A 12,756-nucleotide genomic window follows, 5' to 3' on the forward strand; every position below is an offset into this window, starting at 1 on the left:
ACGGAAATGCCGGAAATCAAAATCGTTACCGAAGTCGCCGGGCGCGTGTGCGCGCTTTCTGTTGCAACCGGCGGCGATGTCGACGACGGCGATGAGATCGCATTCGTGGAAGCCATGAAGATGGAAATCCCGGTGACGTCGACCGCGGCAGGAAAGATCAAATCGATCCTGGTCAAGCTCGACGACGTCATTGCCGAAGGACAGGTCGTTGCGATCATCGAAGCTTAACGTTCGCAGCATAGATCTGCCTGCAACGTGTTCCGCGACAATCTGTCCGGCTTAGATGTTTAGTCGTATGCACCTGACGTTGCCATCACAAGCAGCCGATGACATGATTACGGTAACGAGATTTCGCATCGCGAAACAATCCGAGGGGAAGACATGATTCATCGCATGAAGGCATTCGCGCCGGTCGCACTCGCAGGCATTTCATGGTTGGCAGTGTCCGCCGCCTATGCCGAGGACGTCAAGCTGCCGCCGACCATGGTCGTCACCGCCTATGACACCGGGACCGCGGGTTTCAATATTGCGGTCGGCGTCGGCAAGATGATGAAGGACAAATACGGCACCGACGTCCGCGTGCTGCCCGCCGGCAACGACGTGGCGCGGCTGGCGCCGCTGCGCGCCAAGCGCGCCGCGATGTCCGCGATGGGTTCCGGCACCTATTTCGCCCAGGAAGGCGTGTTCGAGTTCGGCACCAGGGAATGGGGTCCGCAGGCCCTGCAGCTCGTGCTGTCGTCGGTCGACTGCAACGCCGGCTCGCTCGGCGTCGCCAAGGACACCGGCGTGACCGAAGTCAAGCAGCTCAAGGGCAAGCGCGTCGGCTTCGTGGTCGGCTCGCCGGCGCTGAACCAGAACGCGCTCGCGATCCTGGCGTTCGGCGACCTCAAGCAGAACGACGTCAAGGCCGTCGAGTTCTCGAGCTACGGCGCGATGTGGAAGGGCATGGTCAACAACGACGTCGATGCCGCCTTCGCCACCACCATCACCGGCCCGGCAAAGGAACTCGAGACCTCGCCGCGCGGCATCGTCTGGCCGCCCCTGCCGCACAACGACAAGGCCGGCTGGGAGCGCGTGAAAAAGGTCGGTTCGTTCTTCTTCCCGCATATCGCGACCTGCGGCGCCGGCATTTCCAAGGACAAGCCGATCGAGCTCGGCAACTACCCCTACCCGATCTTCGTGGCCTACGGCTCGCTGCCCGAGGCCGAGGTCTACTCCATCACCAAGGCGATGATCACGGGCTATGACGCCTACAAGGATTCCGCACCCGGTGCATCGGGCCTTGCCGCCGACCGCCAGACCAAGAACTGGGTGGTCCCGGTGCATCCGGGCGCGGCAAAGGCGCTGAAGGAAGCCGGTCAGTGGACCGACGAGCAGGAAGCCCACAACAAGGAGCTCTTGAAGCGCCAGCAGGTTCTGGCGGCAGCCTGGACCGACTACGGCAAGTCCAGTCCGCCCTCGGACGACAAGGCGTATCTCGACGGCTGGATGAAGGCGCGCGCGGCGGCGCTGGCCAAGGCGAATATGCCCAACGGGTTCGAATAATACGGCCCCATTCGTCGCTCGAATGCAGGCGAACAGCGTCTCGGGGGAAATGATGTCATCTTCAGCGAGCGGCAGCACCGTCGCGCCGGCACAGCGCATTGAGTTCGACGACCCGCATGCCAATATGCAGGAAGCCGAAGTCACCCGCGTGCGAACACTGCGCGGGGGCTGGCGCTGGGCGCTCGTGGTTGCGACCGCGGTCACCATCCTGTTGTGCATCAACCAGCAGTTCTCGCTGCGCTTCTTCATCGGCTACACCCAGCTCAACACCGAGTATTTCTATCTGCTCATCGCGTTGATGCTGCCGTTTACGTTCCTGATCTTTCCGGGGGCCGGGGGCGCGCCGCTCGATCGAATTCCCTGGTACGACATATTGCTGTTTGTCGCGACCTTCGCCTGCGCCATCCTCCTGATGCGCAGCGTCCGCAAGGCGGCGGAAGCCGGCTGGGAATTCGGCGGTGCGCCGACCCCTGTGATCGTCGCCGGCGTAATCATGTGGGTCGTGCTGATGGAGGCGTTGCGGCGCACCGGCGGCTGGAGCCTGCTGTTCAGCGTGCTGCCGTTCACCGTCTATCCGCTGTTCGCCGATGCGAGCTGGCTCGGCCCGTTCCGTGGCACCCAATCGACGCTCGAACAGGCGACCTCCTACCACGTGCTGTCGGGCGAAAGCCTGCTCGGCATCCCCATCCAGGCCTTCGCGGATACCGTGATCGGCTTCCTCGTGTTCGGCACGGCGCTGATGATGACGGGCGCTGGAAAGTTCTTCATCAACATCGCCTTCGCGCTGTGCGGCACCTTCCGCGGCGGCGCCGCGAAGGTCTGCATCTTCGCCTCCGGCCTGCTCGGCATGATGTCAGGCTCGATCATCTCCAACGTGCTGACCGCGGGCACCATGACCATTCCGGTCATGAAGAAGAGCGGCTTCCGCGCCTCCTATGCCGGCGCGATCGAAGCCTGCGCCTCGACCGGCGCGGTGCTGGCTCCCCCGGTGATGGGTGCGACCGCGTTCGTGATCGCGCAGTTCCTCAACGTCGGCTACGCCGAGGTCGCCGTGGCCGCGATCATTCCGGCGGCGCTCTACTATCTTGGGCTGTTCATGCAGGTCGATTCGTATGCGGCGCGCCACGGGTTGAAGGGCATTCCGCGCTCCGAACTGCCCAAGGTCTGGGATACGATCAAGAGCGGCTGGTACTACATTTTCGTCATCGCGCTCCTGATCGTGATGCTGCTGCACTTCAAACGCGAGAGCCACGCGCCGTTCTACGCCACCGCGCTGCTGCTGGTTCTGAACCAGCTTTTCTCCAGGGACACGCGCTGGACGCTTGGAACCATCAACAAGTTCCTTGAAGTCAATGGCCGGACCTTCGTCGAACTGGTCGGCATCCTGGCCGGCTGCGGCCTGCTGATCGGCGCGTTCTCGATGACCGGCGTGGTCTCCAGCCTCGCCAACGATCTGCTGCGGATCGCCGGCGACAACGCATTCCTGCTGCTGGTGATGTGCGCCTTTACCAGCCTCGTGCTCGGGCTCGGACTGACGACGACCGCCTGCTACATCTTCCTTGCCATCCTCGTGGCGCCCGCGCTGGAGAAGCTCGGCCTCAACCGCATGGCCGTGCATATGTTCATCTTCTACTGGGGCATGCTCTCCTCGATCACACCGCCTGTCGCCATCGCCTCCTTTGCCGCGGCCGGCATCGCCGGTTCGCCGGCGATGAAGACCGGGTGGGAATCGATGTGGGTCGGCAGCATCATCTACTTCATCCCGTTCTTCTTCGTCCTGAATCCGGCGCTGGTCCTGCAAGGGCCGAGCCCGTATCTCGAAGGGCTCGGACTGATGGCGCTGGCGGGCTTCGGCACGCTGTTCATCTGCGGCGGGATCCAGGGCTACCAGGCCTTTGTCGGCGACCTCCGGGGCACCGGCACGCTGGAATGGCCGCTGCGGGTGCTGCTCGTGATCGGCGGCTTCGTGATCGCGACGCCCGGCGGCGGCATCATGCCGCTGTCGCAGGTGCAGGTCACGATGCTCGGGCTCGCCATTCTCGTTCCTACCGTCCTTGTCTCGCTGGTCCTGATACGTCGGCAGGCCCCCGAAGCGAAGCAGTTGCACGCACCCTGATTGCGTTGCACAAGAGGAGGCGATGAAGCCATTGCCTCCTCCGTTTCCACCGATGCCCGTAGCCTGGGCCAGCTCGAAGCCGCCTTTGCTGCGGTTCCTGACCGCCTGCCACGCGGATTTCACGCCCGAGACCGGCGGCGCGGTGGCCGACTACATCCCGGAGCTTGGCAAGGCCGACCCCGATCATTTCGGCATCAGCCTCGCCACCCTCGACGGCCATGTCTATGAGGTCGGCAACACGCAGGTCCCCTTCACCATCCAGTCGATGTCAAAGCCGTTCGTGTTCGCGCTGGCGCTTGATACGCTGGGTGCGGCGCAGGTCGAGGGCGTCATCGGCGTCGAGCCGTCGGGAGATCCCTTCAACTCGATCCGCCTCAATGCCGAAAACCATCCCTTCAACCCGATGGTCAATGCCGGCGCGATCGCCTGCTCCGGCCTGATCCACGAGGCCAAGGGCGCCGCCGCATTCGAGCATATCAGGCAGGCGCTGGGCCGCTTCGCGGGACGCGAGCTTGACGTCGACGACGCCGTCTATGCCAGCGAAAGCGCGACCGGCGACCGCAACCGCGCGATCGGCTATCTCCTGCGCACCAATGCCGTCATCAAGGACCATGTCGCCGAGGTGCTGGAGGTCTACTTCCGGCAATGCGCCATCCTGGTGACGGCGCGCGACATCGCCGTGATGGCGGCGACGCTCGCCAATCGCGGCATCAATCCGGTGACCGGCGAACGGGTGATCAGCGCCTACGCCATCGCGCGCACGCTATCGGTGATGACCTCTTCCGGCATGTACGACTATGCCGGTGAATGGATCTACCGGGTCGGCATTCCCGCCAAGAGCGGCGTCGGCGGCGGCATCCTTGCCGCCCTGCCCGCCCGGCTCGGGCTTGGCAGCTACTCGCCGAGGCTCGACAAGCACGGCAACAGCGTCCGCGGCATCAAGGTCTGCGAGGCGCTGTCGGCGCATTACGACCTCCATATGCTCAACCGCAGCGACGATGCCCGCAACAGCATCATCGCCGATTACGACATCGGCAACAGCCCGTCGCGCCGGGTGCGGCGTGCGCAGGAACAGAACATTCTGGCGGCCCATACCCAGGACGTCCGCGTGATCGAGCTGGTCGGGACGCTGTCGTTTTCCAATGTCGACTACGTCTCGCGCCAGCTTGCGGCGAAGCCGCGCCCGCAACTCGTCGTTTTCGACCTGCGTCGCGTCACGGCGATGACCCGCGCCGGAGCCCGCCTGCTCGCCGAGGAATTCCGCGAACTCGCCGCGCACCACGTCACCGTTATTCTATCAGGCATCCGCCGCTCGTCGCCGGACTGGCAGATGATCGCCGAGTGGACGGAGGGACTGACCAACATCCGCAACTACTATCTGCTCGATGCCGCGATCGAATGGGCGGAAGACCAGCTCGTGTACCGTTACGGCGGCGCGATCGACTTCTTCGAGGCGACCGAACTCTCCGAACAATCGCTGCTGGCGGGGCTGACCGACGAGGAACTGACCGATCTGGCCTCGCTCGCCACGATCAGGACCTATCAGGCGAATGAAAGAATCATCGCCGCCGGCGAGCCGGCCGGCTCGCTGTACTTTCTCAGGAGCGGCGTGGTGCATGTCACGCTGCCGGACGGAATCAGGCTGGCGACGCTGACGGCAGGCATGCCGTTCGGCGAGATGGCGCTGCTGGAGCCGATCCGCTCGGCCGACGTATTCGCCGACATGGCCGCAACCGCCCATGAAATCACGCTGCGCGATTTCGAACGATTCCGCAAACAGCATCCGCGCGCCGGTGAGCGGATCATGCGCAACCTCGCGCAACTACTGGCCGACCGTCTGATCATGGCCAATGCCAGGCTGAACCTGCTGACGTCGGGGTAGCTTCGGGCCACATGGTTCGAGACGCCCGGCTTTGCCGGGCTCCTCTCCATGAGGGTCTTGGAGCTCATCTCACGGGCCTCATCCCGAGGAGCATCGCGAAGCGATGCATCTCGAAGGATGAAGCCGATGCCGCCTACCCCGCCTTGCCCCGCCCGCTCTTTTCAGCGGCGCGGCGCAGCGCCTCGGCGAGCGCGCCGCCCTGCTCCTGCGGCTTGCTCGGCGATGACGATGTCATGGCCGCCTTGGAATATTCGCGCATCTTGGTATCGGACAGTTTTGGACCCTTGGCGCCGACCTCGTCGTCGAGCCGCAGCGTCAGCGCAATGCGCTTGCGGGCGACCTCGACTTCCAGCACCTTGACCTTGACGATGTCGCCCGGCTTCACCACCTCGCGCGGGTCCTTGATGAAGTTCTTCGACATTGCCGAGATGTGCACGAGGCCATCCTGGTGCACGCCGATATCGACGAAGGCGCCGAACGCCGCGACGTTGGTCACGGTGCCCTCGAGGATCATGCCGCGCTTGAGGTCCTTGATCTCCTCGACGCCCTCCTTGAACACGGCGGCCTTGAACGCCGGGCGCGGATCGCGGCCGGGCTTTTCCAGCTCGCGCAGGATGTCGGTGACGGTCGGCAGACCAAACGTGTCGTCGACAAAGCTCTGCGGCTTCAACTGGCGCACCACATCGGCATTGCCGATCAGCGCCTTGATGTCGCTCCTGGTCGCGGCGAGAATCCGCCGCACCACGGGATAGGCCTCGGGGTGCACGCCGGATGCATCCAGCGGGTCCTCGCCATTGCTGATGCGCAGGAATCCGGCGCATTGCTCGAACGCTTTCGGCCCGAGCCGCGGCACGTCCTTCAGGGCCTTTCGCGATTTGAACGGCCCGTTGGCGTCGCGGTGCTGCACGATGCTCTGCGCTAGCCCTGCCCCGATACCCGACACCCGCGCCAGCAGCGGCGCGGAAGCGGTATTGGCATCGACGCCAACGGCATTCACGCAGTCCTCGACCACGGCATCGAGCGAGCGCGCCAGCTTGGATTCACCGAGGTCGTGCTGGTACTGCCCGACGCCGATCGCCTTCGGATCGATCTTGACCAGTTCGGCGAGCGGATCCTGCAAACGGCGCGCGATCGACACCGCACCGCGCAGGGTGACGTCGAGTTCCGGCAATTCCTCGGAGGCGAAAGCCGAGGCCGAGTAGACCGATGCGCCCGCTTCGGAGACCACGATCTTCGACATTTTCAAGTCCGGCAGCATCTTGACCAGCTCGGTCGCCAGCTTGTCGGTCTCGCGCGAGGCCGTGCCGTTGCCGATCGCGATCAGATCGACCTTGTGCGTGACCGCGAGCTTGCCGAGGATCGCCAGCGCCTCGTTCCACTGCCGCTGCGGCTCATGCGGATAGATCGTCGTGGTCGCCACCACCTTGCCCGTGGCATCGACGATCGCCGTCTTGACGCCGGAGCGGTAGCCGGGATCGAGCCCCATCGTGACGCGCGCGCCGGCCGGCGCGGCCAGCAGCAGGTCGCGCAGGTTCGAGGCGAACACCCGCACGCCCTCGGTCTCTGCCGCGGTCCACAGCCGCATCCGCAGGTCGATATTGAGATGCACCTGGATTTTCGTGCGCCAGGCCCATCGCGCGGTATCGATCAGCCAGCGGTCTCCCGGCCGGCCCTGATCGGTGATTCCGAAGCGCTGCATGATCTTCAGCTCATACGTGCCGGGAACGCCGGCCACCGGCGGGTTCACCTCGGGCTGGATCTGCAGTTCGAGGACTTCTTCCTTCTCGCCGCGGAACAGCGCGAGAATGCGGTGCGACGGCAGCTTGTGGAGTGCTCCGTTGTAGTCGAAATAGTCCTTGAACTTCTCGCCTTCGAGCTTCTTGCCCTTGCGCACGGTCGAGATCATCAAGCCGCTCGACCACATCTCCTCGCGGCACCGGCCGATCAGGTCGGCATCCTCGGCGAATCGCTCGACCAGGATCGCGCGCGCGCCTTCCAGCGCCGCCGCGACATCGGCCACCTGCTTTTCCGCATCGACATAGTTTGCCGCGACGACCGAGGGATCGTTCTGCGGCTGCGTCAGCAACAGTTCGGACAGCGGTTCGAGACCCGCCTCCTTGGCAATCTCGGCTTTGGTGCGGCGCTTCGGCTTGAACGGCAGATAGATGTCTTCCAGGCGGCCCTTGCTGTCGGCCGCCATGATCTGCGCTTCCAGCGCCGCGTCGAGCTTGCCCTGCTCGCGGACCGAATTGAGGATCGCGACCCGGCGCTCTTCGAGCTCGCGCAAATAGGTCAGGCGCTCTTCCAGCGTGCGCAGTTGCGTGTCGTCCAGCCCGCCCGTGATTTCCTTGCGATAGCGCGCCACAAACGGAACGGTGGCGCCGCCATCCAGAAGTTCGACGGTTGCCGCGATCTGTTCCTCGCGAACGCCCAGCTCTTGCGCAATCTGCCGGTTGATGTTTGCCACGCAACCTCTTTCCAAAGCCGTTTGCGGCGGATCGAAACCGGCCGCGGGACGCAGCTTATGGACCATCTCGGATTGATTTGCCAACCCGCCGGACGAAAGAAATTGATCTGTGGATCGGCGCTTTCAGCCAACCGCCAACGCACGGATTCGCCAGCAAAAACACAGGAGATAAGGGTGGATTGATGGCCTCGTAATGTGTAAACGGACGCTCCCTCCCGGAGCCTCCCATGTCGATCTGCGGTCTTGATTTCGGAACGTCGAACACGACGCTCGGCACCATCGAGCGTACCGCGCCGGTTCTGGCGGCCCTGGAGGCGGCGCAGACCGCGATCCCGAGCGCGATCTTCTATGAAGCCGACGGCGGCGTGCGGATCGGCCGCAGGGCCGTGGAAGCCTATGTCGAAGGCGTTCCCGGCCGCCTGCTTCGGAGCCTCAAATCGGTGCTCGGCACGTCCCTGATCGACGAGACCACGCGGCTCGGGCGCGAGCGGGTCAGCTTTCGCGACGTGATCGCCAACTATCTCGGTGCGGTCAAGCGCCGCGCGGAACAGGCGACTGATCGCGAGTTGCGCCACGTCGTCCATGGCCGCCCCGTTCACTTCGTCGACAATGCGCCCGATGCCGACCGCAAGGCGGAAGAAACCTTGCGAACGATCGCGAAGGGTATCGGCTTTGAGGATGTCACGTTCCAGTTCGAGCCGATCGCAGCGGCGCTCGACTATGAACGGCAGATCACGTCCGAAGAAGTCGCACTGATCGCCGATATCGGCGGCGGCACGTCGGACTTTTCGATCGTGCGTCTGGGCCCCGAGCGCCACGGCAAGGCGGATCGCGCGGCCGATATCCTTGCCAATGACGGCGTGCGCGTCGGCGGCACCGATTTCGACTGTCAACTCAGCCTCGGCGTGGTCATGCCGCTGTTCGGCTTCGGCAGCGCCATGAAGCGCGAGGGACTTGACGTGCCCTCGAGCTACTTCCACGACCTCGCGACCTGGTCCAGCATCAACCGGATGTATGAGCCGCGCGTGCTCGCCGATATCCGCCAGGTGCGGCAGGAAGCGGCGGAACCGGAACTTCTGGAACGGCTGATCCGCGTGATCCACGAACAGCGCGGCCACACCCTGGCGATGGAAGTCGAGGACGCCAAAATCGCCCTGTCGGAGCAGTCGCGGGCCGTGATTCCGCTCGCATGGGTCGAGCCGGAACTGAACGCCGTCGTCAGCCAGGGCGACCTCGTCAGCCACACCAAACAGCTTGCGACGCGCGTATCGGCGCGGATCAAGAACTGCCTCACGCAGGCCGGGCTGAGCGCCGACGCCATCGACGCCGTGTTCCTGACCGGAGGCTCGGTCAAGCTGGCGCATGTGCGCAAGGCGATCGCCAAGGCGGTGCCGACAGGCCGTATCGTCGAAGGTGACATCTTCGGCGCCGTCGGCAAGGGTTTGACGCTGGAAGCGCTGCGGCGATACGGGCCTCGCTAACCACAAAGAGCCGATCAGCCCACCACTTCCGTGACCGGCTGCATGTCGACGGCAAAGGTCTCGAGAAACTTCGACGTCATGATGTAGAAGCCGACCGAGAGCTGCAATTCGATCAAGGCAGCCGGGGTCAGTTTCGACTTGATCGCGTCGTAGGTCGCATCCGTCGGCTTGCGCAGTCTGACGATTTCATCGGCGAAGGCGAGCGCGGCACGCTGCACGTCGTTGAAGCAGGTGGCTGCCTCCCAGTTCTCCAGCGCCTTGTTCTGCTCGTCGGTGACACCGACATTCTTGCCGATCCGCTTGTGGGCGACGATTTCATAGGGTGCCTGGCACAGAATCCCGGTGCGGGTGATGGCAAGCTCACGCACGATCGGGTCCAGTTCGCCCCGGTGCCTGATCGCCCCGCCCAGCCGGCAATACTGCTCGAGGTAGCTCGGCGAATGCGCCATCATCCGGAAGATGTTCGCATTGCGGTTTTTGCCGAGCAATTCGCGGGTGCGATCGTTGTACTTGGCGGGATCGCTGTATTCGAGGCGGGCCATTCGTCACCTTGGGTTTTCACGATTTTCTGATTTGCTGACAGAGGGATCATGCACCGCAGCAGCGGGTCGATCAACCGCCGAAACGGAGAGACGCAGGCTCAAGCTCCGCAGCCAAACCGAAAAAGACGCGCCAAAAAACTCCCTCTATCGTGCACAAACCGGCTACGAGCGAGCCCAATTGCCGCCTCAATGATCGTCGATTTTGACACCTGTCGATATTCGCTGAGTGGGGACTCAAGAGAGCGAATACTCGTCGCGGGGCGTTCCGAGTAAACCAAACTGAGTTCATCAGGCCTTCACGGGCAAGGATGACTCATGCCCGAGTCTAGGGAGTGAGGCATGAAGGAAGCCACCAGGAAGGCGGCCTCGGAAGCGCTTGCGCAAACGCTGGCGGTAACGGCGATGCTCGTCATCGCCAGTGTTGTGTTCTACTGGCACTGAATGTTGACGCGTCGAAGCACTCAGATTCTTACCCGTTCCGCGTAATCTGGGTTGCTTCGTTGCGTGAACATCCTCCCCTGACACTCACCTCATTTTCTCGAAATACGGCACCAACCTTCCCGCAAACGGCCGATAGCTCGCGGTGACCTCGTCGCCGATGGCGAGGTCGTTGTCGCCATGGGCCATCATGCGAAATCCCTCCGCTGTGTCGACCAGCACGATATTGTAGGGAACATGCGCGCGCGTCTCTGATGTCGCGGCGCGGCACACCAGCGACGTCGCATAGATTCTTCCCACGCCGCTGGCGCGCTTCTCGGTCGGATCAGGCGCGCCGCAGCCGGCGCAGAAGGCGCGATGGAAATACTGCACCTTCCCGCAGGCACCACAGGACTGATAGACGATGGCTTCGGCGCCCCTGGTCCAGTCGGCTAGTCGGTCGCTCATCGTACCCGCTCCAGGAACATGCTGACATGCGACGACAGCACGCCGCCGTCGCCATGCAATAGCGCGATCGAGGCGTCGCGGACCTGCCGCGCGCCCGCGCGCCCCGTCATCTGCAGATGCGCCTCGACGAGATGCGCCATCGCGCCGCCGACGCCGCAATGACCATAGCTCAGGAGCCCGCCATGGGTGTTGAGCGGCATGGCGCCGTCGCGGCCGAAATGCCCTGCCCGCACCCGCGCGGCCGCCTCGCCGCGGCCGGCCAGGCCGAGGTCTTCCAGCAGCATGGCGAGCGTGATGGTGAAGCTGTCATAGACGGCGGCGTAACGTACCTCCGATATCGCGACGCCGGACGCCGCCTTCGCCTTGGCGATCGCGATCTCCGCGCCGAGTTCGCTTAGAGCGGGTGCGGCGGTGACGTGCTGATGGGTATGCGCCTGCGCGCAGCCGCGCACGCGAATGGCTGCCGCACCGGTCGGCTCGCGGCTGACTACGAACGCCGCGCCGCCATCGGAGACCGGGCAGCAATCCAGAAGCTTGAGCGGCATCGCCACCGGCTTCGAGGCCATGACATCGGCAACCGTGATCGGCTCGTGGAACTGCGCGCCGGGATGGGTCAGCGCGTGGGCCCGCATCAGCACCGCGAATTCAGCGAGGTCTTCCTGGGTGACGCCATATTCGTGCATGTAGCGCGACGCGACGAGGCCATAATAGGCCGGGATCGTCGGCCCCAGCGTCACCTCATAGTCGGGATGGCCGACCTGCGCCAGCGCCTGGATCGAGGCGTCGCGGCTCTGCCCGGTGAGACGGTTCTCGCCGCCGACCACGAGCACATGCCTGGCCACGCCGGCATCGACCAGATGATGCGCCAGCATGGTCATGGCAAGCCCGGTGGCGCCGCCGACCTGCACGGCATGGGCGTAGGACGGCTGGATGCCGAAATGCTCGGCGAACACCGTCGCGAGCATGATGTGCGGCGTAACAGTCGAATAGCCGCAGAGAATGCCGTCGATCTCGGATCGCTTCAGCCCGGCATCGGCGATCGCAAGCTCGGCCGCCTTGCTCATGAGATCGAGCGAGGTCGAGCCTTCGTGCTTGCCGTAGGAGGTCAGGCCGACGCCGGTGACGAAGCTCATGGCTCTCTGTTTCTCAATACGACTTCGGCAGGCCCAGAACCTTCTCGGCGATGAAGCTGAGAACGAGCTGCGGGCTGATCGGCGCGATGCGCGGGATCAGGGATTCCCGCAAGTAACGCTCGACGTGATATTCCTTGGCATAGCCGAAGCCGCCATGCGTCATGACAGCCTGCTCGCAGGCATGGAAGCCGGCTTCGGCCGCTAGATATTTGGCGGCATTGGCGGCGGGGCCGCATTGCATGCCCTGGTCGTATTGCCAGCCGGCGCGCAGCACTATCATCCAGGCGGCTTCCAGCTCCATCCAGTTCTTTGCCAGCGGATGCTGAATGCCCTGGTTCATGCCGATGGGACGGTTGAACACGATGCGGTTCTTCGCATAGGCCGAGGCCCGCGACAGCGCGATGTGGCCGAGCCCGACCGCCTCGGCCGCGATCAGGATGCGCTCGGGATTCATGCCGTGCAGGATATATTCGAAGCCGCGTCCCTCTTCGCCGAGCCGATCCTCGAGCGGGATCTCGAAGTTCTCGAAGAACAATTCGTTGGAATCGACGGGCTTGCGGCCCATCTTCTCGATCTCGTGCACGGTAATGCGCTGCCTGTCGAAATCAGTATAGAACAGGCTGAGGCCGTGGGTCGGGTTCTTCACCTCCTCCAGCGGCGTGGTGCGCGCCAGCAGCAGGATCTTGTTGGCGACCTGCGCGGTGG

The 12,756-nt window shown here is 64.1% G+C and carries 10 protein-coding genes; 5 read left to right on the forward strand and 5 right to left on the reverse strand.

From position 1 onward, the window contains the following. Window positions 1–6: 6 nt before the first annotated feature. The 4 genes from V7E26_RS17250 to glsA all read left to right on the forward strand — a co-directional run bounded on the left by V7E26_RS17250 (window position 7) and on the right by glsA (window position 5,543). On the forward strand, window positions 7–228 hold the full coding sequence (locus tag V7E26_RS17250; RefSeq protein ID WP_324418150.1) for an acetyl-CoA carboxylase biotin carboxyl carrier protein subunit: 222 nt from the start codon (window positions 7–9) through the stop codon (window positions 226–228). A gap of 153 nt (window positions 229–381) precedes the next feature. Then, window positions 382–1,545, forward strand: coding sequence for a TAXI family TRAP transporter solute-binding subunit (locus V7E26_RS17255; RefSeq protein ID WP_324418152.1), 1,164 nt, complete (start codon window positions 382–384; stop codon window positions 1,543–1,545). A gap of 52 nt (window positions 1,546–1,597) precedes the next feature. Further along, window positions 1,598–3,661 carry a TRAP transporter permease gene (locus V7E26_RS17260; protein WP_442893419.1) on the forward strand — a complete coding sequence of 688 codons (2,064 nt, stop codon included), beginning with the start codon at window positions 1,598–1,600 and terminating at the stop codon, window positions 3,659–3,661. Between the two features lie 22 nt (window positions 3,662–3,683). Beyond that, on the forward strand, window positions 3,684–5,543 hold the full coding sequence (glsA, locus tag V7E26_RS17265; RefSeq protein ID WP_324418156.1) for a glutaminase A: 1,860 nt from the start codon (window positions 3,684–3,686) through the stop codon (window positions 5,541–5,543). A gap of 133 nt (window positions 5,544–5,676) precedes the next feature. Here the strand turns inward: glsA and V7E26_RS17270 are convergent, their stop codons facing one another. Continuing rightward, complete coding sequence (locus tag V7E26_RS17270; RefSeq protein ID WP_324418158.1) at window positions 5,677–8,010, reverse strand: Tex family protein; 2,334 nt, start codon at window positions 8,008–8,010, stop codon at window positions 5,677–5,679. Window positions 8,011–8,237: 227 nt separating this feature from the next. Here V7E26_RS17270 and V7E26_RS17275 point away from each other — a divergent pair, with 227 nt between their 5' ends. Further along, complete coding sequence (locus tag V7E26_RS17275; RefSeq protein ID WP_324418160.1) at window positions 8,238–9,491, forward strand: Hsp70 family protein; 1,254 nt, start codon at window positions 8,238–8,240, stop codon at window positions 9,489–9,491. Window positions 9,492–9,505: 14 nt separating this feature from the next. Here V7E26_RS17275 and V7E26_RS17280 read toward each other — a convergent pair whose 3' ends face one another. The 4 genes from V7E26_RS17280 to V7E26_RS17295 form a co-directional block, all read right to left on the reverse strand. After that, window positions 9,506–10,033 carry a carboxymuconolactone decarboxylase family protein gene (locus tag V7E26_RS17280; protein WP_324418162.1) on the reverse strand — a complete coding sequence of 176 codons (528 nt, stop codon included), beginning with the start codon at window positions 10,031–10,033 and terminating at the stop codon, window positions 9,506–9,508. A 525-nt stretch (window positions 10,034–10,558) separates the two neighbouring features. Next, the gene (locus V7E26_RS17285) at window positions 10,559–10,918 is read right to left on the reverse strand and encodes a Zn-ribbon domain-containing OB-fold protein (protein WP_324418164.1); all 360 of its coding nucleotides are present in this window, start codon (window positions 10,916–10,918) and stop codon (window positions 10,559–10,561) included. Next, window positions 10,915–12,051: a thiolase family protein gene (locus V7E26_RS17290; protein ID WP_324418166.1), complete on the reverse strand. Its 1,137-nt coding sequence runs from the start codon at window positions 12,049–12,051 to the stop codon at window positions 10,915–10,917. Before V7E26_RS17290 ends, V7E26_RS17285 begins: the two co-directional genes overlap by 4 nt. Window positions 12,052–12,064: 13 nt before the next feature. Further along, window positions 12,065–12,756: acyl-CoA dehydrogenase family protein (locus tag V7E26_RS17295; protein ID WP_324418168.1), on the reverse strand; the 692-nt coding region annotated here is incomplete at its 5' end.

Source organism: Bradyrhizobium sp. (genome assembly GCF_036735945.1).
Lineage (GTDB): Bacteria > Pseudomonadota > Alphaproteobacteria > Rhizobiales > Xanthobacteraceae > Bradyrhizobium.